Raw genomic sequence first — 22163 nt, forward strand, 5'->3', positions numbered from 1 at the left:
AGATTCAGCGCCTCTTTAGGGCTACCGGCGGCATAAGAATCGCCAATAAAATCCACATCGGCAGAATTGCAGCAGACTTTAGTGTTTCCTCTTCTCTCTGTTTACCCGCAGCGTACCCGACAGAAAATCAGAAATTTTCCGGAAAAATTAAAGTCCCGGCAGAGGTGGCCGAAAAATGGGGTAACGGCCAGCGCCGTTGTCTCAATTTAAAACGGTGACACACAGAGGGACACAACAATGTCAGTGATCAACACCAATATCACGGCCATGATTGGCCAGCAGAACCTGAGCAAATCTCAAAGCGCCCTGCAGACCTCTATGGAGCGCTTGTCCTCCGGTCTGCGCATCAACAGCGCCGCCGACGATGCAGCCGGTCAGGCCATCGCCAACCGTATGAGTGCGCAGATCACCGGCCTGTCTCAGGCTCAGCGGAATGCCAACGACGGCATCTCTGTTGCTCAGACAGCCGAAGGTGCTTTGAACCAGGTAAACGACAACCTGCAGCGCATTCGTGAACTGACGGTACAGGCGCAAAACGATACCAACTCCCAGAGCGACCTGGACTCCATTCAAGACGAAATCAATCAGCGTCTTTCCGAAATTGATCGTATATCCTCCGAGACCAACTTCAACGGCGTGAAGGTTCTTTCCGAGGACCGCAGCTTTACCATTCAAGTTGGCGCCAATGATGGCGAATCCATCAGTATCGATCTCAAGGAAATCAACGCACAGACTCTCGGAATGGAAAACTTCACTGTTTCGGGACTGTCTGACGAAATTACGGAACTGTCCGGTACCGATGCTAATGGCAATGAAGTCACCGCGGCTATCGACCTTTCCGGTATTGATGTCACCAACTTCGCAGCTACCGACGCTTCCGAACTCAAGCTTCGCTCATATACTGACGCCGGCGGCACTACTCAGTACGCGATTGAAGATACAGATGGCACCCTGGCGAAAATCGCTGCAGCGGATATTGATACTGATGCGACGTCCGCCACATTTGGTCAGATCACTGACTTCGCTGATGCTGCTGCAGTGGCAACTGCGAAAGACGCTTACGATACCGATGCAGAAGCCGGGCTGACCTCAACCGCCAATCCGTTGGCAGCTCTGGACACCGCCCTTAGCGACGTAGACGCACTGCGCTCCGACCTGGGTGCCATCCAGAACCGCTTTGAATCTGCGATCAACAACCTGAGTACTACCGAGACCAACCTGTCCGCCGCGCGCTCCCGTATCGAAGACGCAGACTACGCAGATGAAGTTTCCAACATGACCCGCGCGCAGATTCTGCAACAGGCCGGTACTTCCGTCTTGTCGCAGGCAAATCAGCTGCCGCAGAGTGTTCTGTCACTGCTGGGCTAAGCACCAACCCCGGGCCAGTGGCCCATCCTCTCGGCCCCTATTCAGGGGCCTTTTTTATGTCTAAATAAAAAAGCAGGCTGTTACACCTGCATATTCATAATGTCTTTATACGCGGTCAGTAAGCGGTTGCGCACCTGCACACCAAGTTCAAACCCAATGCTGGCCTTCTGCCCGGCAATCATTACCTCATGCAAGGCTACACCCGGGTCACCAGACTGAAAGGCCCGCGCTTTCGCTGCACTTTCGGTCTGCAGCGTATTTATCCGCTCCAGACTGTCTTTCAATACAGTGCCAAAACTACTACTCGACGACAGATCGGTACCCACCATCGGAAGATCAAAGGTGGTACGCGCCCCTGAAGCCTCACTCGCCAGTCCTCGCATCTGATTCAGCAAACCCAACATTTCCGGGTTAGCGGTTTGTATGGTCATGACTACGCCTCTTGAAATTTCGCAATGCAAAGGTAACAGCGCCCTGTATGCATCCAAGCAGGTAAATGGCGTTAAAAAACCGGCCTTTTCTTTCGATTGTTCGTTTCGGAGCTATTGATAATCATGTCACTGTTCCGGCCCGCCCATCAGGCGGACTTCAAACAATAGGAAGAATTTGCAGTAATGCCTTGCTTCACGCTCACCAGATCCTCTTCTCACCGCGGCGCACTGCCCCTATGAGTAGCACCCAAAATGCCTCAACTCACAGCGCAGGGACGGCGGCACAGACGCTAAACCAGTTGCCATCGCGGCTACTGGCAAATCCCCTGCTGATGCTTTTAGTCGGCGGCTCTGCTGCGTTTGCTCTGGTGGTCGCAATCCTCATGTGGTCGCAGGCTCCGCAGTATCGGGTCCTGTTCAGCAATATTAGCGAGGAGGATGGTGGCCGGATTATCAGCGAACTGGAGAGCCGCTCGATACCATACGAATTCAGTGCAGGTGGACGCACACTCATGGTTCCGGAGGACCAGGTGTACCGGCTTCGTCTGCAACTGGCAGAACAAGGACTCCCCAGCGGAGGAAATGCAGGCTTTGAAATCATGGACCGCCAGGCATTCGGTATCAGCCAGTTTGCCGAACGGGTCAACTTCCAGCGCAGTCTACAGGGTGAGTTAGCGAGCTCCATTGAATCACTGGGCCCGGTAGTTCGTGCACGCGTGCATATTTCCATGGCTAAACCGTCAGTGTTCATTCGCGAGCGTGAACCGGCGAAGGCATCGGTGATTTTGACCCTGGCACCGGGGCGCGTGCTGGGCGAAGGTCAGGCCAGCGCCATCGTACACCTGGTGTCCAGCAGTGTGCCGGACCTGAATGCAGAAAACATCACTCTGGTGGACCAGAATGGGCGCCTGTTGTCGCGCCCAGGAACCGATGAAGCCAGTCTTGACGGTACCCAGCTCGAGTATGTTCATACTCTCGAAGCAAGCTATCAGCAGCGTATCGAACGCATACTTGAACCACTTCTAGGCAGCCAGAATGTTCGTGCCCAGGTCACCGCCCAAGTAGATTTTGACCGCCGCGAAGAAACCAGCGAGCGCTATGCGCCCAATCAAGACGGACTCCCCGCGGCGGTACGCAGCAAGCAGCACAACTCCGATGTTGATGGAAATCCGCTGGATATGGGTGGCATTCCGGGTGCCCTGACAAATACTCCCCCGGGCTCTGCCCCATCGCCAATCGTGGCCAACGACGAAACTCAAGCTGAAGGGACCGAGCAATCTGAGGTGCAACGCCACATTCGCGAGGAGAGCCTGGTCAACTATGAGCTTGACCGTGACATCACTCATATTCAGCGGCAACGAGGGCGGGTCGAACGCCTGAGCGCCGCGGTAGTTGTGAACTATCAGGAATTGGTAGCTGAAGACGGTTCCGTTGATCAACAGCCACTAAGTCCGGATGACTTACAACATATCGAACAGCTTATTCGTCAGGCAATGGGCTATTCCGAGGCCCGGGGGGATGGGCTGGAAGTGGTAAACCTTCCATTCACCGTTGCCGATCAACAGGTGCTGCCCGAGCGCCCGTGGCATGAAGACCCCTTCTGGCGGCAGCTGATTCTCACCATGGCACGGTACCTGTTGGCTGGACTGACGCTTCTGTTCGTTTTCCGCTGGCTGGTACGACCTTTGGTGAACCGGCATCTGCAACTCAGTAAGCCCCCCGTCGCCATTCCAGCACCGCAAAACAATACGGTGCCTGCAAAGAGCAATGTCACTCAACCGGCGCAGGCGCAGACTGAAGGGGTTACATTTGAAGAAGACGAAGAGATCCCCGAACCCATACCCCGCCGCAAACGGCGCTCCTCCATTTACGAGCAGAGCCTGATGGACCTGCAGAGTATGGCGAAAGATGACCCCGCAATGGTCGCAATGATTGTACGCAGTTGGATACACCGGGATGACTAGTAACATTCACCTACAAAATGCCATTCAGAAAGAAAAGTCCATGACCAATATGCGCCGCAGCGCGATTTTGCTGTTGGCGCTGGATGAAGACTGTGCGGCAGAAGTATTCAAGCATTTGAGCGCACGAGAAGTGCAGGATATAAGCCAGGAAATGGCCTCCCTTCGCTCTGTCTCCCATGATGAGATGCGCTCTGTACTTCAGGATTTCAATACGGAATCTGAAGAATTCGGAGCATTGAATCTCTACTCCAGTGAGCGTATCCGAGCGGTGCTTACCAAAGCGCTCGGTAACGAACGCGCTTCCAGTCTGTTAGAGGATATTTTCGATATTACCAACGCAGACTCTGGCATCGACGCATTGAACATCATGGAGGCGAATAGTGTTGCCGAAATGATCCGCGATGAACATCCACAGATTATTGCCACTATTCTGGTACACCTGGAGCGACGCCAGGCCGCCTCAGTACTGGAATATTTTGAGGACAAACTGCGAGAGGATGTGGTACTTCGCATCGCGACCTTTAGTGGCGTACAGCCCGCGGCACTACAAGAGCTCACGGAAGTACTGACCAGTATGCTCGATGGTCAGAATCTCAAGCGCGCGAAAATGGGCGGTGCCCGCACCGCCGCGGAGATTCTGAATCTGATGAATTCAAGCGCAGAAGAAAATGTCATTGAACGTGTACGGGAACACAATGAAGATCTGGCCCAGAAGATCATCGACGAAATGTTCCTGTTTGAAAACCTTATCGATCTGGACAACCGCGCGATTCAGCTGGTCTTGAAGGAAGTGGAAACCAAGCAGCTGGTAACTGCTCTCAAAGGCAGTAAGCCAGGCCTTCTTGATAAGTTCCTGCACAATATGTCGAGCCGCGCTGGCACATTGCTTCGCGAAGAACTTGAGGCCAGCGGCCCTCTGCGCATGTCGCAGGTGGAGCGCGAGCGTAAAGCCATACTGCAGATCGTGCGCCGTCTCGCAGATAATGGGGAGATTGTATTAAGCGGTGGAGAAGAGGTTTATGTCTGAGGCTGTCACATGGCGCCGATGGCAGCCGGAAGACCTGAGTGGAGAGCGCGAACGACGCGACTGCATGCAAAAATCCTTGGCCAAAGAATTGGATGGGTTGCGCACTAGCGCCCGAGAGGAAGGCCATCAGCAGGGCTATGAAGCCGGCTATTCAGACGGCTATGCGTTGGGGCTCAGTGAGGGCCGCGCAGAAGGCATTGCAGAGACCGATCAGCAGCGCAAAATTCTTCTCGCTCCATTGGAGGAACTCGCTCGAAATTTCAGCCATGCACTGACTTCTATTGATGGCGAAATCGCCGAAGAAATTTCGAAACTCGCTCTGCTCGTTGGGCGCCATCTCGCAGACGAAGCATTGAAGGCCGACCCACAACAGGTCTGTGGGCTGGTACGTACCCTGTTACGTGAGGAGCCGGTTACCAGCGATCAGGCCCGCCTTTGGTTACACCCGGAAGACCTACCTCTTGTGCAGACGGACCTCGGCAACGAATTGATCAGCGCGGGCTGGCGACTGGAACAGGACCCACGACTAACGCGTGGTGGCTGCCGTGTCACAACTTCAAGCGGCGAGCTAGATGCGACCCGTGAGACCCGCTGGCAAGAAGTTTTGAAGCGCAGTCAGCTGCTTCCGCAGGGCCAAAGCCAGAACTCTGGAACAACTCCGTGAGCGCGCCTACCTCATCCACTCATACTCTTCGCTGGCAGCGGAGCCTCAACGCCACAGCACAATGCATAGAACTGGCGCCACGCTACAGGAGCAGCGGAAAGGTTGTACGCGCGACGGGCCTGGTTCTGGAAGTGGTCGGACTGAAGATACCTCTGGGAAGCGGCTGTTCGATAGAGCTCGATCCATCTGGTGCATCGCAGCCCGCTTATGCAGAAGCCCAGGTGGTTGGCTTCAACGGCGAACGGCTTTTCCTGATGCCACTGGAAGAGATCAGTGGACTCACACCCGGTGCGAGAGTTTTCCCACTGGGTGGCACTGGAGCCCGCCTCTTCCCTCTTGGCGAGCAGCTGCTCGGACGAGTGGTAGATGGTAGCGGCCGCCCCTTAGATAGCGGCCCGGAATTTGATTTTTCTGAGAGTGCCGGACTCTCAGCAACACCATTCAATCCACTCAACCGCACACCGATTCATGAACAGATTGATGTTGGTGTTCGGACTATCAACGGTCTACTGAGTGTCGGCCGCGGGCAGCGCCTTGGTCTTTTTGCCGGCTCCGGTGTCGGCAAGTCGGTACTGCTGGGGATGATGGCACGTTATACCAGCGCAGATGTAATTGTTGTGGGCCTGATTGGTGAGCGTGGTCGAGAAGTTAAGGATTTTATTGACAATATTCTTGGTGACGAGGGAAGACGCCGCGCGGCGGTAGTGGCTGCCCCCGCAGATACATCTGCACTCCAGAGATTACAAGGCGCCGCCTATGCCACACGCATAGCGGAGCACTTTCGTGACGAAGGAAAAAGTGTACTACTGATTATGGACTCCCTCACCCGCTACGCCATGGCACAACGGGAAATCGCCCTCGCCATCGGGGAGCCACCAGCTACAAAAGGCTATCCGCCTTCAGTATTTGCGCAGCTGCCAGTCCTTGTTGAGCGCGCAGGCAATGGTGAGAACGGTGGCTCTATCACAGCCTTCTACACGGTTCTGGCTGAGGGGGACGACCAGCAGGATCCGATTGCAGATGCGGCCCGCGCAATTCTGGACGGCCATATCGTGCTTTCTCGAAGTCTCGCTGAATCCGGGCATTACCCGGCTATCGACATAGAAGCATCCGTCAGTCGCGCTATGAGCGCCATCGTTGACGACAACCATGAACGTGCGGCCCAGCGACTCAAGCAATTGTTCTCCCGCTATCAGCGGAATCGCGACCTGATCAGCGTTGGCGCTTACAGCCCAGGGCACGATCCCGAGTTGGATCAGGCGGTACAGCGGTACCCATACATTGAACAGTTTTTGCAACAACGAATGAATGAACGCGCCGATATTACATCCTCGACTGCTGCGCTGAATGGGCTGCTGCAGGCAACATCTCAGCCAGGAGGTAGAAAATGACGTCCTCAGAGCCACTCGAAATCCTGATCGACCAAAGCCGCAAAGCGCGAGATAGCGCGGGGCGGGTGCTGGCTGAAGAGCGCAATGCGCACGAACAAACCACCGGGCAACTGGAGGCGCTACAGCGATATCGCAGTGAATACTGTGAACGGCTTCAGCAGGCCATGGCTATGGGAATCAATGCGTCGACCCTTGCAGACTATAACCGCTTTATCGGCTCCCTCGATGACGCCATTACCCAGGCGAGAAGCCTGCAAATTCAACAGCAGGACAGGGTCGAATCCAGTAGCGAGCACTGGCGCCACCATCAAAGCAGGCTCACATCTTTCAGCACACTGAAAACCCGGCGCGTGCAGCTGGAGCAACAACAGGATGCCCGCCGTGAGCGTCGACAGACCGATGAGATCACTCAGAATTTGATCGCCCGCCGCGCAAGCGGCGATGCCAAGAACCCATTTTAACGAAATAACCGCTTCGGAATTACCGCTCATGGATATGAATGCACTACTTGCCAAGGCACCCATCAAGTCGACAAGCAGCAGGCCGGCACATGGCGCGCCCGGAAACAGCACTGGCGAAGTTCCGAAGAGTGAGAAGCCATTTGCACAAAACCTGAAATCCGCCATTCAGGCTGCAACAGGTAGCCCGTCGCGATCCACAATGCTACCCGGCCAACTGCCTGTTATAGAAACGGCTGTGGAAGGGATATCGAGCCATGATAACTTGCGCGCGCTACTGGCCGGGCATACTTCCGCGCAAGATAACGAACAGCTGCCGAAAACGGAGCTTGAGGAGTTAGTGCAGGATGATCCCGATCTCCTGGCGCCCTCGGCACTGACCACCATCTCCAACCTTGTGCCGTCAAATACGGCGGCCACAGACACGCACAAACCCCAAGCGATCCTGGCTTCAACACCACCTATGGGCAACGGCCAGCAGCAGACTGCATTGCCTTCAACGCCCGAAACATCGCCGGACAATGTACGGGGTCTTGGTACTCCGGATATTGCCTACCACACGCGTGCCCTGCCCCAGGGTACAAATCTCGAACCAGCGGCCAACGGGGAACTGAATTCATTGCAGGAATCAGTCACCGGAAAGCCCTCACTACCGGAAACGTTTACTACTCGAATCTTTACGGGCGACGGACATAATTCTCAATCGCTTACACATCAACCTAACCCTTCACCAATCGTAACTTCCGCATTTACCGGTTCTGCAGGGCCCATTGCTCGATCTGCTGCGGGCTCCGGGCTGGCTTTGACAACACCTTTGGGATCAGAGGTATGGGGCCAGGAATTCAGCCAACATCTGCTGACCATGGCACACCGGGGAGACAAACAGGTAGATCTGCATCTTCACCCACGTGAACTGGGCTCCCTTACTGTCAGCCTGAACCTGGATGACCAGGGGGTGCGAGCACAGTTCCTCACAGCAAATGCTGCGGTGCGTAGTGCCGTGGAACAGGCAATACCGCAGTTGCGGGAAACACTCGCGCAGCAAGGGATTGCCCTGGGTGAGACATCCGTGGGCCAGCAACAACAGCAGACGCCCCAACAGCAGCATTCTGGCCGCGATCTGGGTGAAAGTAGCGCTATACCCAACGAATTCAGTTCTGCCGACAAATCCAATGACGAAAAACAGACTGTGGTGCACACAGCTCTCGGCTCCCGTGCGAGTGGAATCGACCTTTACGCCTGAGCAACCAAGAACCCTGACTTCCCACCTGATTTCCGTGCCACCTACTTTGGTAACGCCAAAACCTTGAGATGGGCCCAATTCCTGGGCCTTTTCTTTCCTTCAATGGCGTGCCACGACGGCATACTCCCCGCATCCCATAAACAAAATATCAAGAATGGGAGCGTGCTGTTTTCCACACGTTGCTTCTCATTCACCCAGCAGGGCTATGTTTAATAAGGCACATCAGTATGACTGAAGACACTTCTGGACAACCTCGCGGCCTGGTCTGGCTGGCTACGATTGGGGTTTTACTGATTAGCATCTTGGTAGGGCTCAACCTCTACCTGTTACTACGCGATGAAGGCCACGCGACGTCTACAGCCGTAGTTCAGGAAGAGTCTCCCAATCGCTCAGACAATCCGATTTTTGTACGAATAGACCCCTTTACCGTGAACCTTCAGGGTGATCAGATGGCCAATCGTCTCCTCTACGTTGGGCTTTCATTGCAGGTTGGAAACAACGAAACCCGAGATTTCCTTCTGGAGCACATGCCTCAGGTACGTAGCCGGCTACTGATCTTGCATTCGTCTCAGTCACCGGCGGGGCTCGCGACGCTGGAAGGTAAGCAAAACCTGGTGCAAGGAATCCTCAACACCCTCTCAGAACCAATGAGTAAAAAGCAACCGGCACTACTCATCGATGATGTTCTTTTTACCGAGTTCATCGTGCAATAGGCAGTATTCATATGTCCCAGGATGATCTCCTTTCCCAGGAAGAAATTGATGCGTTGCTGCATGGTGGTGATGGCGATAGCGGTGATAGCACTATCAGCAGCGCCGACGGCCCGCAGATGCGCCCATACGACCCGGCATCCCAGCAACGTGTTATCCGCGAGCGGCTTCACAGTATCGATGTTATTAATGAGCGGTTTGCACGGAATTTTCGCGTGAGTCTGTTCAATCTGATTCGCCGCTCTGCGGACATTACCGTTGAGTCAGTGCGCTACCAGAGTTTTAAGGATTTTGCACGCAACCTTCCGGTGCCCACCAACCTCAACCTGATTGCAATGAAGCCACTGCGGGGCACCGGCCTTATGGTGTTCCCCCCAGCAATGGTCTTTATGGTAGTGGACAGTCTATTCGGCGGGGACGGTCGTTTTGTTACCCGCTCCGAAGGTAGGGAATTTACCAATACAGAGCAACGTGTAATCCAGCGAGTGCTCGACCTTGCAATCAATGCCTACCAGGATTCATGGCGGTCGGTTTATCCGTTGCAGATAAGTTATCTGCGCTCGGAACTTCAGGCACGTTTCGCCAATATTACCAACTCGCCGAACGAAATCATCGTCAACACCAATTTTCATCTGGAAGTGGGGAATCTTTCGGAGCGATTTCAGATTTGTATGCCCTATTCCATGATAGAGCCTTTGCGCGATCTTCTAGCCAACCCGGTAGTTGACGGGCGCGACCCGGGAGATCAGACCTGGAATCGGCGTATGGCAGGGGAAATCCGACAGTCTGAGGTCGAGCTGGTCGCCGAGTTCGCAAACATTCCCAGTCGTATCGGAAAAGTACTGGCACTACAACCGGGCGACATATTGCCCATCGACCTACCAACCAGTGTAACTGCGCGGGTGGACGGCGTACCGGTATTGGAATGCGAGTACGGCAGCCGCAATGGCCTGAGTGCCCTGCGCGTGAATAAAGTCATCGAACGCAGCCCATCACGGCCAACATCCCTGATCAGTAATTTTAACGCGGGCTTGGCCCCGCAACGTGAGGAATCCGAAGCATGAGCGACAGTGATCAAGCGGAACCAAAAAACACAGCACAGGAACCCGATAACTGGGCGGCAGCGATGGCAGAGCAACTGACAGACGGCGCTGAAGATGCGTGGTCAGAAGCGCTATCGGAGCAGGAGAATTCTGAAAGCGGCGCGCGTAGTGCTGCTGATCAGGTATTCAAGCCACTGGAAAATAACAGTGCGGGAGGTGCTGCGCGAGATCTCGAGATGGTGATGGACATTCCGGTGAAACTGAGTGTCGAGCTGGGGCGCACCCGTATCACTATCAAACAACTACTCGAACTGGCCCAGGGCTCTGTAATTGAGCTGGACGGACTCGCTGGTGAACCCATGGATATCCTGATCAATGGCTATCTGGTTGCACAGGGCGAAGTGGTCGTTATTGAAGAGAAGTACGGTATTCGGATTACTGAAATTGTTACTCCCCAAGAACGTATTCACAAGCTGAACCGGTGAACGGAGTGAATTCTGCAAGCAGCGAATCGGTCATTGGACTGGCTGTGCTGGGCAAGGTAGCCGGAGTTCTGATTGCGCTTATTGCCTTTATTCTGTTGTGTGCCTGGCTGACTCGTCGCCTCGCACCTGGACTTGCCAGTACCCACAATGGACCTCAGATGGATATTGTAGCCACTAAGGCACTGGGTACACGGGAAAAGGTCGTAGTTCTGCGGGTCGAAAACCAGTGGCTGGTGCTTGGCGTTGGCGGTGGGCAGGTCAGCTGCTTGCATACACTCGAGGCTACACCCTCATCACCTCAGGTTAATACCCCGAAAAAAAGTCCCGATAGTTTTGCTGAGCGCTTCGCGCACGCTTTAACAAAAAACCTGCGTGGCCGAGGACAAGGCTCGTGAAAATAGCCAATGCGATTCAAGAAGGTTTTCCGCGGACAAAAACGCTGCTACTCCTATTTATTGGCGTTTGGTCTTCCGGCAGCTTGGCACAAGGTGCGGATATCACCGGTCTTATCAGTCAGCCAACCGCGGGAGGTGGCCAGCAGTGGTCGATCAAACTTCAGACCCTATTGCTACTCACCAGCCTGGCGTTTCTGCCCGCAATTCTTCTGATGATGACCTGCTTCACCCGTATCATTATTGTGTTGGGACTTCTGCGTACGGCAATGGGCACACAGGCTGCGCCCCCCAATCAGGTGATCCTAGGGATCACTCTGTTCCTGACCTTTTTTGTCATGTCGCCAGTATTAGACAAAGTGTACAAGGAGGCATGGCAGCCACTCACACGAGACGAGATCCAATTTGAGGAATTTCTGCATCGTGGCAGCGAGCCGATGAAACAGTTCATGCTGGCACAGACCCGCGAGCCGGATATCGCATTGTTTGCCCGCCTGGCCGATGTGGGTCCGCTGCAGGGGCCGGAAGCAGTGCCACTGCGTGTATTGCTACCAGCATTTGTCACTAGTGAGCTGAAAACGGCATTTCAGATCGGCTTTACGATTTTCATTCCCTTTCTGATTATCGATCTTGTTGTGGCCAGCGTGCTTATGGCGTTGGGTATGATGATGGTCCCTCCCGCCACTATTTCCCTGCCGTTCAAATTGATGCTTTTTGTTCTAGTCGATGGCTGGCAACTATTGATCGGATCTCTCGCACAGAGCTTTTTCCCATGACTGCAGAAACCGTAATGAACCTCGCCTATCAGGCAATGCTGGTAGCCCTGTCCCTCGGCGCACCCATGCTGATCACCGCGCTATTAGTAGGATTGCTGGTCAGCCTGTTTCAGGCCGCGACCCAGATCAATGAAATGACACTCTCGTTTATTCCGAAAATTCTCGCAGTATTTGCTGTTCTCGTGATTACCGGTCCGGCGCTTCTGGCATTGATTGTCGATTACACACGCACACTGTTCCAGAATATCCCCCTGCTGGTCTCCTGAATTCGGCATATTCGTGATTGATATTACTTACGCGCAATTACATGCCTGGTTGATCGCATTTCTCTGGCCGTTTGTGCGTCTGTCAGGTTTCTTTATGACGGCGCCGCTACTAGGTCATCAGAGCGCCCCCGCGCGGGTCAAAATTGGCCTCGCAGTACTTATCACTTTCGCTATTTCACCCACCCTTCCCACACTACCCTCGGTACCAGTATGGTCCTGGGCTGGGCTCGGAATCATGATTGAACAGACGTTGATCGGGGCGGCCATCGGGCTGGTTTTACGAGTAATGTTTGCTGTGGTTCAAGCGGCGGGAGATTTTATTGGTCTTCAGATGGGGCTCGCATTTGCCACCTTTGTTACCCCAGACGGAGTCAATACCATGGTGCTGTCACGTTTTCTGCACCTGATCGCCATGATGGTTTTTTTGGCGGTGGATGGTCATCTGATCGTAATAGATACACTGGCGGTAAGTTTTCGGACACTTCCAATCGGATACAGCGGGCTTAACCCCGCGGGCTTCGAAATGCTCGCTCGTTATGGCGGTACAATTTTTTCCTCTGGACTAATGCTGGCGTTACCCATGGTAGCCGCCTTGTTGATCGTCAATCTGTCTCTCGGGATTCTCAATCGATCCGCACCACAGCTCACGGTATTCTCGATCGGGTTTCCCGTATCCCTCACTCTGGGCTTGGTATTGCTACTGGTGTTGATGACCGACTTGGGGCGCTTTCTGCAGCTACTGTTTGAAAATGGTCTAACTACGGTTGTGCAGTTACTCGCAACATTTTCTTCCTGAGTGCAGAAGGCCAGTTTACCGCCCTCAGCGCCAAGTCCTGAACAGTAGAGTACTACCGTTACATGCGGTCGAACAGACTCATACCCTTGATATCGATAAACGCCTGCTGCGCCGCCTGCAAACCAATCTGGCGCAGACTGTACTCCGCAATCGCGGAAACATAGTCCAGATCCACCAAGCCTGAGAGTTTTTCTTCGTAATTCAGACTGCGATTTCCAGCGACCGAATCAACAACATCCAGTTCATTCATGCGCGCGCCGACCGATGCGCGCGTAGTCAATACGTTATCCAGGCTATTATCGAATTCTCGCAGCACGCTACTAAGAGTATTCTTTCGCGCCGCAATTTCCCTATCGGTAACGGAGGGTTGCTCAAGCACGGCGAGTGCTTTTTCAAAAGTCCGGAACAGGTCGGTGTTCATATTTTCCGCGCGATCCATGTGCAGGCTGTCACCATCCGCTGGAATTCCATCAAGAGTAACAGAGAGCCCACCGAATCGTATTGCCTGGCCCGGCTCGTAAGCCTGCGCCGTACCGCCATTGATCGAATAGCTGGTTACACCACCAGACACTGAAAAGGATATGTCAAAGGCACTACCATAAGCGGGATCACTTTCATCCACTATTTGTGGTCCCTTGAAAACGACGCTGCCCTGGTTGGTATCTGCGGCCTCCATCACATAGCCGGCTCCGCTGTGAACGCTGCGGAAAATATCTTCTCCACTGTCGGCTACCGGCATCAGCCTCGAAGCGTCAATTCTCACTGCGCGGCTATTGTTATCACCAACATAACTGACATTGCCATTCGCGTCGCGCACGAACGGTTCACTGCTGTCCTGGTAACCACCAAAAAGATAGCGTCCATTACCATCAGTGGCATTAGCCTGGCCAATCACAGTTTCATAGATACCGCGCAATTCACTGGCCACCGAAGCACGGTCTGCATCGCTCAGAGTATCGCTGGCAGCCTGCAGAATCAGTGTTCGGGCGCTGCCAATGGCATCACTAACACTGTTCAACACACTTTCTTCCTGCGCCAACGCATTCCGTGCACTTATCCTGGCATCGGTATACTGATTGGTGATGGCCAGAGCCTGCGAAACCTGTACGGCTTGAGACGCAGCCTGAGGGTCGTCGGAAGGATTGACCACGCGACGGCCAGATGCGATCTGTTGACTCACCTGCATCAGACTACCCTGCTGACGATTCAGTGAACTCATGCTTTGCTCGTAAATGGTAAGGGTGCTGATACGCATGATTTATTTCTCTCTATTTACTCGTTTCACGCCGGACTGCGAGTTAGCGAAGACCGAGAATTTCGTCCAACACAGTAGAGGCTGTCTGGATGACTTTGGCATTCGCCTGATAAAACTGCTGATAGCGAATCAGGTTTGCCGCTTCCTCATCAAGATTTACACCGGACTCGGATTGCTGTAATGCATAAAGTTGTTCACTCAGCCCTTGGCGCGCATCCAGATTCACCTGTGCGATATTGGTGTGACTGCCCACATCGCTGACCATGATCGCGTAAGCGCCATTAAATGTAGCACTGCCACCTACCAGGCTCTGCTGCTGCAACTGCTGTAGGGCCAGCGCATTCTCGTTGTCGCCAGTTCCTCCACCGGCGCCCGCGGCGATAGCCGCAGTATCCCGAACCAAATTTTCCATACTTCCGGCCGCACCGCGTACCGGTTGCAGCTGAAAGCTATCACCATCTGCCAGTGCGGTAGCGTCGTCCACCTGTAGCACTACACCACCCACTTCCAGTTGGCCATTGCCATCCAGTGTGATGGTGAAGCGCTCACCACTATCCAGACGGGTGACCTGAAATTCACCCGTGGCAGCATCGCTCACTTTCAATTGGTAATCGGTCGCCGCCAACTGACTGAGATCACCGAACGCGGCACTGAACGCGGCAGTACCGTTATTACTGTCATTACTCAGAATACGGGGCTCAGCCACGGTAAACATGTTCTCGCCTGGATTGCCTTCGAGATCAAAGCCTGCTCGGTGCTGCTCATTCAGCGCACTTGCCAGGCTGACCGCCAACTGACCAAGCTGACTCTGGGTCTTGTCCAATGCTTCACTACGGAAGCTCAACAGACCACCTAGAGTACCGCCACTGATGCTATCACTCTTCATTTCAATCAGATTGCCGGCAGAATCCCGATAGCCAACCACCGAACGGGCTGGATCTGCATCACTGGCCACTGCCTGTAACTCAAAGCTGCTACTGCCGGCAACAATGGGCTGCCCATTACCAATAGAAAGGTTGTAGGTACCACTTTCCTGCACGGTCAGTTCAACGTCCAGACGTGTACTCAAGTCCGCTACCAACTGGTCCCGCTGATTGAGGAGACTGTTCGGCGCTTCACCGTGCTTGGCTCTGGCCAGGGCGATCTCACGATTCAGGTTGGCAACTTGGGCAGCGGTGTTATTGATCTGGGTGATTTCGTCGCGAATCTGCGTGTTGACGCCGTCCTGCATATCGTTAAGGTATTCATCAAAGGCACGGAATTGCGCACTCATTGTATCGGCCGCGCCAATCACCCCCTGACGCGCAGCCGGGTCAGAAGGCGCACTGACCAGATCTTCAAATGAGGAAAAGAAATCCTGCATCAGGGGCGCAAGGCCCGCCTGCTGGTCTGCCAGCAGGTTGTCTATCTGTGATACCTGTGTCACGTAACTGCTCAGAGCACTGGTTTCACTGTTCGCGCGATTCAACTGGCCGGCAACAAAACTATCAAATTGTCGCTGAATATCTTCAACTGTAACCCCTCCTGCGCCATTACGTTCTGACAGCAGAGTCAGCTCGCGATTGTAACCCGGGGTATACACGTTACTGATGTTATTACTGGTAGTGTTCAGCGCATTCTGTGCCGCATTCAGTCCGCTTAAGCCAATTGAAAAGATACTCATCGTTGTAATTCCGTGTCACCGTTGATCCGTTTATCGGCGGTAGGGTGCGAAGCCTTGAGCCCGGGGATCAATTATTTACTAACGGCTTCATCAGCCTGGAGATCGGATGCCTGCGGACGCGTAGCAGGCGCAGCTTCAGATTCGGCCGCCCGGGACAGCTGGCTGACCAGCTGCTCGGCAAGCCCCAACCCGCGGCCGGATAGGTGTGAAGAGAGCTGCTGGTCAAACATGGATTCGTAAAAGCGAGTCGCTGAGCTGTTCATCAGGCCCGAGCGAGGTGTTGCCTCGCGCATACTTTTCATCATCTGATGCAGGAACAATGCCTCAAACTGCTCGGCCGCTGCCTGCAATGAGGCATTTTTATCTCCGCGCGGCACATCGCTATTCAGTTTCAGGCGATTAAGCCCCTGCACATCCAGGGCCAAACCGGCCCGCGTATCCGTCGGGGACATCAGATTACCTCCAGTTCTGCACGCAACGCACCTGCTGCTTTGAGCGCTTCCAGAATGGTCATTAGATCCGTGGGTGTCGCACCGAGTGCATTGAGCGCATCAACTACCTCCATCAGATCGGCGCCTTCGACAAACTTGAGAGCACCCACCTGTTCTCTGACGGAAATATCACTGTCCGGAACAACCACCGAGCGCCCGTCACCAAATGGTGATGGTTGACTTACGCCAAACGCAGTATCGATCACTACCGACAGATTACCGTGTGCTACGGCTGCCGGGCCAAGCGTAACCTGGCCGTTCAGTACTACCGCGCCACTGCGGGCATTGAGAACCACCCGCGCGGGTGGAGCCTGCGGCGTCACATTGATTTGCTGAACCCGGGCGATAAAGCGCACTCTCTCATTGTCAGTATCGGGGCTGTGTATACGTACCAATCCGGCATCTACCGCGCCCGCGATCTGACTGCCAAACGTGCGGTTGATTGCCTGAACCACACGCTCCGCTGTCGTAAAATCCGCATCACGCAAGTGCAAGTCGAGATACCCACCGGCTCCGAGCGCCACAGGAACTTCCCGCTCCACTAAAGCACCTCCGGCAATGCGCCCCCCGGCCTGCTGGTTGACCTGCACACTGGACCCTCCCGCCTCAGCACCAGCGCCACCAACGACGAGATTTCCCTGGGCCACGGCGTAGGTATTACCATCCAGCCCCTTGAGAGGCGTCATCAGCAATGTGCCGCCCCGCAGACTGCGGGCATTACCTACCGACGACACAACCACGTCCAGTCGCTGACCTGGTCGCGAAAAGGGCGGCAGACTAGCGGTCACCATTACGCCGGCGACATTGCGCAGTTGCATATTGGTCCCGGCAGGAATCGTGATCCCCAGCTGCGAAAACATATTACTGAGACTCTGAGTGGTAAACGGAGTCTGCATGGTCTGGTCCCCGCTACCATCCAGACCGACCACCAGTCCATACCCCACCAGTTGGTTATCGCGTACACCGGAAAAATCTGCCAGTTCTCGAATCGGCGTGGCGGCTGCCAGAGAGCTCAGAGCTGTACTCAAGCCCACAACAACCAACAGGAGAATGGGCAATGGCAATAATTTACGCATGGCTTTTTCGCTGTTAAATGGGAAAGGATGATTAATAAGGAGCGATATTCAATAAAAGTCGCTGCAGCCAACCCATGGTCTGGGCTTCGTTGATATACCCATCGCCAACATACTCAATACGCGCATCGGCTACCTGGGTCGACAGCACCGAGTTTTCGCCGCTGATTTCACGAGGGTCGACGATACCGGAAAAACGGATAAACTCGGTGCCCTGATTGATGCGGATCTGCTTCTCGCCGCGAACGCGCAGATTTCGGTTGGGTAAGACTTCAAGCACCGTCACCGTCAGCGTACCGGAAAACGTATTGCGGGCTTCGGCTCCACCGCCACCTTCGAAATTTGAGCTGCCGCTAATATCCAGTCCATACTCGGCCAGCTTTTCCAGCCCCAGGGGAGCAGTATCCGCCGTAAAGATGGATTCGCCTTCACGGTCTGCATTCACCTCGGAATTCTTCGATGCGCTGACCTGTTCGTTGAATACAACGGTAAGTAGGTCGCCGCTCATACGCGGACGATAGTCCTCAAACAGAGGACGATAGCCAGACTCCGATTGATAGACGGATCCATTAGCCCTCGGTGTCGGCGGCAGAGGAATTTCCACCCACTCAGGCTCACCGGCCAATGAAGACTGCGGTATCTGTGCACAGCCCGAAACAAGAAAAAATATGGTGAGCACTGAAAAGAAAGTAAGGCGTAGCATAAGCATTACAACTGAGCCAGACGGGAGAGCATTTCGTCAGAGGTTTGTACAGCTTTGCTATTGATTTCATAGGCGCGTTGAGTCTGGATCATATTGACCATTTCTTCCACTACGTTGACATTGGAAGTCTCCACAAATGACTGGTAGAGACTACCGGCACCGTTTACGCCGGGAATGCTTTCACTGCGCATTCCGGACGCGCTGGTTTCCAGAAACAGGTTTTCACCAATGGCTTGCAGACCGGCTGGGTTGACGAACGTCGACAAAGTTAATTGCCCTACCTCGATACTCTGCGTGGAACCGGGCTCAGTGATCGAAACAAGTCCATCTCTTCCCACAGTGACTGATAATGCGTTCTCGGGAATAATTACTGCGGGCTCCAGCGGGTAACCACTTGCGGTAACCATCTGCCCGTTCTGATCCAGCTGAAAGCTGCCGTCCCGGGAAAATGCTGTACTACCGTCAGGCATACGCACCTGAAAAAAGCCAGCGCCGTTAATGGCGAGGTCACGGGAGTTGCCGGTATTCTCCAGGCCTCCCTGAGAATGCAGCCGCTCGGTGGCGACCGGACGTACGCCGGTTCCCACCTGCATTCCAGAAGGCAGAGTATTCTGGATATCATTGCGCGCACCGGGCTGACGCATATTCTGGTACAGGAGGTCCTCAAATACCGCCCGGGATTTTTTGAAACCATTGGTGCTGACGTTTGCCAGGTTGTTGGCAATGACGTCCATTTTTACCTGCTGGGATTCCAGACCTGTTTTGGCGGTCCACAGGGATTTAATCATTTTGCACTCTCTCTAAATTTTGGTACTAGTCCAATGACAGGAGGCTGTCTGCCTTGCGGCCGTTTTCATCGGCACTCTCGATTACCTTGAGCTGCATATCGTAGCGGCGCGCGTTGTCGATCATTGCCACCATGGATTCCACCGGGCTGACGTTGCTACCCTCCAGAGAGCCGGAAATCAAACGCGCCTGTTCGTCCTGTGCAAGAGGAATCACGTTACCCGCCGCATCCGGTGTAACTCGGAAAAGCCCATCGGTACCGCGCTGCAGGGATTCTTCACCTGGATTCACCATTTTCAGGCGAGCTACCGGTACAAGCGCTTCAGGATCTTCCCCCGCACCGATAGCACTGATGGTGCCGTCTGTACCCACGGTGAGGCTCGCTCCCAATGGAACAATCACCGGGCCGTTTTCACCGATTACCGGGTGACCGGCCGAAGAAAGCATGCCTGTGGCATCTATCTGAAGGTCACCGCGGCGGGTATAGGCCTCACTGCCATCGCTACTCTGGACCGCGAGCCAGGCGTCGCCCTGCAGCGCGATGTCCAGTTCGCGTCCGGTGGCATTCACCGGGCCAGCGCTGAAATCCGCCCCGGGTGTGGATGCCACCACTGACGTTCGCGTAGCCAACAGCGCCTCCCCCTGAACCGGTACCGCACGCAGTGCGTAAAGCTGCGCGCGAAAACCGGAAGTCGTGGCATTGGCCAGGTTATTGCTGACGACCGATTGCTGCTCCATGCTCTGGCGAGCGCCACTCATGGCGGTGTACAGAAGGCGATCCATAGATTTAATTCCTGTGATTCAACACGACTAGCGTAGATTTACCGCTGCCTGTAGCACTTCGTCCTGCACTTTGATGGTCTGGGTATTCGCCTGGTAGTTGCGCTGAGCAACGATCAAGTCCACCAATTCACGGGTAAGGTCGACGTTGGAGGTTTCCACGGCGCCCGATTCGAGGGTGCCGAACTGACCAACGCCCGCTAAGCCCAATAGCGGTTGCCCGGAACTTCCTGTTTCCACCCATACGTTATCGCCATTGGGGGAAAGACCTTCCGGATTACGGAAATTTGCCAGGGTAATGACACCAAGAACCTGACTCTTTTCGTTGGCGTAATTGCCCCGCAGAGTGCCATCATCATCAAATGTAATTCCCACCAACGCGCCCGCTGCATAGCCATTCTGATCGAGGGAATTGAGGGCGAAGTCATTTCCAAATTGTGTGGAACCATCAAACCGAAGCTCAAAATCCAACACATCGGCGCCGCCGCCCGGGGTAAAACTGTAGGTAGGGAAACTACTACCCGGCTCATTCAGGCTGCCATTGTTATCAAATACCAGCTGACCTGTATTAACGGTATCTGCGTTACCATCCACCGCCACACGAACCTCCCATACATTGTCCGCGGTCTTGGTGAAATAAGTGGTCATGGTGTGCTGGATACCGAGCGAGTCGTACACTGTGCCAGTGTTGGCATATGAATAGGTATCACTGTCTGTGGTATCAAATGGGAGTGCCGTACGGTCAACGATATCCACTGTTGCATCGAGATTCATCGAGATATCCACACCCGTGGTGGGTGTCGCATTCATGGCATCGGCGGGAACACGCAGTTCCACTGGCTGACCGCCGGTACCCACACCTGCGGGAAATCCGGTAAGCCGGGCGCCCTGCGCGTTTTGCAAGTATCCGTCTGCGGTAAGTGTGAGCTGCCCGTTTCTTGAGTAGACCACTTCACCTGCCTGGGTAAAACGGAAAAAACCGTTGCCGTTGATACCGAGATCCAGGCTTCGCCCGGTAGCTTCCAGAGTGCCATTGGAAAAATCCTGCAGCACAGAAGCAACACGGTTACCCTGGCCAGCTAACGCACCGGTATATACGTCGGCAAACTGGACACTAGAGCCTTTGAAGCCTACGGTCTGGGAGTTGGCAATATTATTACCGACAACGTCGAGATTGATTGCTGCGGAGTTAAGCCCGCTCAGCGCCTGTGAAAAACCCATAAAACAGTACCTGTTATGCTGTGAATTGTTGACTGGAGAGAAATCAGAGAATCTGGCGGATATCGTCGAGGCTCACGGGATCAGAGATACCTCCGAGATCCAGCTTCGGTGCGCCTTGCTCATCGAGGTTTACCCCACTCACCAGGGCGTAGTTCAATGCACTGGCAGCCAGAGTGTCGCCATCAGCTGTCGCACTGACGGATACACGATAGGATCCCTCTGGTGCGACGGTGCCCTCATTGGTCATGCCATCCCATGTGAACGACTCCACGCCGGCATCCAGTGAAAATGGCTCAAAACTTCGAACCACTTCACCGGCCGCGTTGCGAATGGTGATAAGTACTTCGTCCGCCGCCCGCGGCAACTCAATACCGAAGGGCGTGGTCGCGCCCTCCTCACCCACTAATACCCGGTCCCCTTCCACCAGCACACCTTTACCGATCATTTCGGCAGCCTGCAGCATCTGGCTCGTATCTAGCTGGCCGTTAATTCCCGCCAGGGTTTCATTGAGGCTTTCGATTCCACTTACCGTATTGATTTGTGCCAGTTGCGAAGTCATCTCTGCGTTTTCCATAGGATTCATCGGATCCTGGTTCTGCAGCTGCGCTACCAGCAGTGTCATGAAGCTATCCTGGAGATCGGCGCTTCCGCTACTGGAACCCGCAGTTGTGTTCAACGCACTACGCACGCTGCTATCGATAACATTGGCTACAGACATCAGCTTTCTCCCAGAGTGAGGGTTTTCAGCATCAACTGCTTACTGGTATTCATCACTTCGACATTGGCCTGATAAGAACGAGAGGCGGCGATCATGTCTACCATTTCATTGACAGGCTCTACATTCGGGACACTGACATAGCCCGCATCATCGGCGAGCGGGTGGTCCGGCCGATACTCCTGGCGTAAAGGTGCCGAATCCTCTACCAATCCGCGCACACGTACTCCGCCAACACCACCGCCTTCCTGCTGGCGCGCAGCAAAGATCAGGTGCTTTGCACGGTAGGCCTCCCCATTTGGCCCAGCCACACTATCGGCGTTGGCGAGGTTACTGGCAGTGACATTCATTCGCTGCCCTTGAGCCGCCATGGCGGAACCGGAAATTTCAAATATGGAAAACATTGACACTCTGCACTCCTCGGTTTTCATTTTTTGTGGGCGCGACTGACCTAATCATCTC

The 22163-nt window shown here is 54.3% G+C and carries 25 protein-coding genes; 14 read left to right on the forward strand and 11 right to left on the reverse strand.

Going from position 1 to position 22163, the window contains the following annotated elements; all coding sequences use genetic code 11:
• Window positions 1-237 precede the first annotated feature (237 nt).
• Window positions 238-1368: a FliC/FljB family flagellin gene (locus tag AU11_RS09055; protein WP_043318858.1), complete on the forward strand. Its 1131-nt coding sequence runs from the start codon at window positions 238-240 to the stop codon at window positions 1366-1368.
• An 80-nt stretch (window positions 1369-1448) separates the two neighbouring features.
• Here AU11_RS09055 and fliE read toward each other — a convergent pair whose 3' ends face one another.
• The gene (gene fliE, locus AU11_RS09060; RefSeq protein ID WP_043318859.1) at window positions 1449-1799 is read right to left on the reverse strand and encodes a flagellar hook-basal body complex protein FliE; all 351 of its coding nucleotides are present in this window, start codon (window positions 1797-1799) and stop codon (window positions 1449-1451) included.
• A 236-nt stretch (window positions 1800-2035) separates the two neighbouring features.
• Here fliE and fliF point away from each other — a divergent pair, with 236 nt between their 5' ends.
• The 13 genes from fliF (at window position 2036) to fliR (ending at window position 13014) form a co-directional block, all read left to right on the forward strand.
• Window positions 2036-3763 carry a flagellar basal-body MS-ring/collar protein FliF gene (gene fliF / locus AU11_RS09065; RefSeq protein WP_043318861.1) on the forward strand — a complete coding sequence of 576 codons (1728 nt, stop codon included), beginning with the start codon at window positions 2036-2038 and terminating at the stop codon, window positions 3761-3763.
• A complete protein-coding gene (gene fliG, locus AU11_RS09070; RefSeq protein WP_051687122.1) occupies window positions 3756-4790 on the forward strand; it encodes a flagellar motor switch protein FliG in 1035 nt (344 codons plus the stop codon). The genes fliF and fliG overlap by 8 nt, the downstream gene beginning before the upstream one ends.
• A complete protein-coding gene (locus tag AU11_RS09075) occupies window positions 4783-5454 on the forward strand; it encodes a flagellar assembly protein FliH (protein WP_043318863.1) in 672 nt (223 codons plus the stop codon). Before fliG ends, AU11_RS09075 begins: the two co-directional genes overlap by 8 nt.
• A complete protein-coding gene (gene fliI / locus AU11_RS09080) occupies window positions 5451-6845 on the forward strand; it encodes a flagellar protein export ATPase FliI (protein WP_043318866.1) in 1395 nt (464 codons plus the stop codon). Before AU11_RS09075 ends, fliI begins: the two co-directional genes overlap by 4 nt.
• Complete coding sequence (gene fliJ, locus AU11_RS09085; RefSeq protein ID WP_043318868.1) at window positions 6842-7306, forward strand: flagellar export protein FliJ; 465 nt, start codon at window positions 6842-6844, stop codon at window positions 7304-7306. The genes fliI and fliJ overlap by 4 nt, the downstream gene beginning before the upstream one ends.
• 235 nt (window positions 7307-7541) lie before the next feature.
• Window positions 7542-8546 carry a flagellar hook-length control protein FliK gene (locus AU11_RS18080; protein WP_197023812.1) on the forward strand — a complete coding sequence of 335 codons (1005 nt, stop codon included), beginning with the start codon at window positions 7542-7544 and terminating at the stop codon, window positions 8544-8546.
• Window positions 8547-8773: 227 nt separating this feature from the next.
• A complete protein-coding gene (fliL, locus tag AU11_RS09095) occupies window positions 8774-9259 on the forward strand; it encodes a flagellar basal body-associated protein FliL (protein ID WP_043318870.1) in 486 nt (161 codons plus the stop codon).
• Window positions 9260-9270: 11 nt separating this feature from the next.
• Window positions 9271-10320, forward strand: a complete 1050-nt coding sequence (fliM, locus tag AU11_RS09100; RefSeq protein WP_043318872.1) for a flagellar motor switch protein FliM — start codon at window positions 9271-9273, stop codon at window positions 10318-10320.
• The gene (gene fliN / locus AU11_RS09105; protein ID WP_043318873.1) at window positions 10317-10784 is read left to right on the forward strand and encodes a flagellar motor switch protein FliN; all 468 of its coding nucleotides are present in this window, start codon (window positions 10317-10319) and stop codon (window positions 10782-10784) included. Before fliM ends, fliN begins: the two co-directional genes overlap by 4 nt.
• A gap of 5 nt (window positions 10785-10789) precedes the next feature.
• Window positions 10790-11179: a flagellar biosynthetic protein FliO gene (gene fliO / locus AU11_RS09110; protein WP_051687124.1), complete on the forward strand. Its 390-nt coding sequence runs from the start codon at window positions 10790-10792 to the stop codon at window positions 11177-11179.
• Window positions 11176-11952, forward strand: coding sequence for a flagellar type III secretion system pore protein FliP (fliP, locus tag AU11_RS09115; RefSeq protein WP_369797806.1), 777 nt, complete (start codon window positions 11176-11178; stop codon window positions 11950-11952). The genes fliO and fliP overlap by 4 nt, the downstream gene beginning before the upstream one ends.
• A 14-nt stretch (window positions 11953-11966) precedes the next feature.
• Window positions 11967-12218 carry a flagellar biosynthesis protein FliQ gene (gene fliQ / locus AU11_RS09120; protein WP_369797829.1) on the forward strand — a complete coding sequence of 84 codons (252 nt, stop codon included), beginning with the start codon at window positions 11967-11969 and terminating at the stop codon, window positions 12216-12218.
• Window positions 12219-12231: 13 nt separating this feature from the next.
• On the forward strand, window positions 12232-13014 hold the full coding sequence (gene fliR / locus AU11_RS09125) for a flagellar biosynthetic protein FliR (RefSeq protein ID WP_043318876.1): 783 nt from the start codon (window positions 12232-12234) through the stop codon (window positions 13012-13014).
• 58 nt (window positions 13015-13072) lie between these two features.
• Here fliR and flgL read toward each other — a convergent pair whose 3' ends face one another.
• From flgL to flgC, 10 genes are all read right to left on the reverse strand, one after another.
• Window positions 13073-14269, reverse strand: a complete 1197-nt coding sequence (gene flgL, locus AU11_RS09130) for a flagellar hook-associated protein FlgL (RefSeq protein WP_043318877.1) — start codon at window positions 14267-14269, stop codon at window positions 13073-13075.
• A 43-nt stretch (window positions 14270-14312) separates the two neighbouring features.
• The gene (gene flgK, locus AU11_RS09135; RefSeq protein WP_043318878.1) at window positions 14313-15932 is read right to left on the reverse strand and encodes a flagellar hook-associated protein FlgK; all 1620 of its coding nucleotides are present in this window, start codon (window positions 15930-15932) and stop codon (window positions 14313-14315) included.
• Window positions 15933-16003: 71 nt separating this feature from the next.
• On the reverse strand, window positions 16004-16384 hold the full coding sequence (locus tag AU11_RS09140; RefSeq protein ID WP_051687125.1) for a rod-binding protein: 381 nt from the start codon (window positions 16382-16384) through the stop codon (window positions 16004-16006).
• Window positions 16384-17499 (reverse strand): flagellar basal body P-ring protein FlgI, encoded by a 1116-nt coding sequence (locus AU11_RS09145; RefSeq protein WP_043318879.1) that lies wholly within the window; start codon window positions 17497-17499, stop codon window positions 16384-16386. Before AU11_RS09145 ends, AU11_RS09140 begins: the two co-directional genes overlap by 1 nt.
• Window positions 17500-17530: 31 nt before the next feature.
• Window positions 17531-18100, reverse strand: a complete 570-nt coding sequence (locus AU11_RS09150) for a flagellar basal body L-ring protein FlgH (protein WP_231491782.1) — start codon at window positions 18098-18100, stop codon at window positions 17531-17533.
• Window positions 18101-18204: 104 nt separating this feature from the next.
• On the reverse strand, window positions 18205-18987 hold the full coding sequence (flgG, locus tag AU11_RS09155; RefSeq protein ID WP_043318882.1) for a flagellar basal-body rod protein FlgG: 783 nt from the start codon (window positions 18985-18987) through the stop codon (window positions 18205-18207).
• A gap of 25 nt (window positions 18988-19012) precedes the next feature.
• Window positions 19013-19768 (reverse strand): flagellar basal body rod protein FlgF, encoded by a 756-nt coding sequence (locus AU11_RS09160; protein WP_043318884.1) that lies wholly within the window; start codon window positions 19766-19768, stop codon window positions 19013-19015.
• 27 nt (window positions 19769-19795) lie between these two features.
• Window positions 19796-20986, reverse strand: a complete 1191-nt coding sequence (gene flgE, locus AU11_RS09165) for a flagellar hook protein FlgE (RefSeq protein WP_043318885.1) — start codon at window positions 20984-20986, stop codon at window positions 19796-19798.
• A gap of 43 nt (window positions 20987-21029) precedes the next feature.
• Window positions 21030-21704, reverse strand: coding sequence for a flagellar hook assembly protein FlgD (flgD, locus tag AU11_RS09170; protein WP_043318887.1), 675 nt, complete (start codon window positions 21702-21704; stop codon window positions 21030-21032).
• Window positions 21704-22105, reverse strand: a complete 402-nt coding sequence (gene flgC, locus AU11_RS09175; protein WP_369797807.1) for a flagellar basal body rod protein FlgC — start codon at window positions 22103-22105, stop codon at window positions 21704-21706. Before flgC ends, flgD begins: the two co-directional genes overlap by 1 nt.
• Between the last annotated feature and the right edge of the window lie 58 nt (window positions 22106-22163).

The sequence above is a fragment of the Microbulbifer sp. HZ11 genome (genome assembly GCF_000708675.1).
Taxonomy (GTDB): domain Bacteria; phylum Pseudomonadota; class Gammaproteobacteria; order Pseudomonadales; family Cellvibrionaceae; genus Microbulbifer.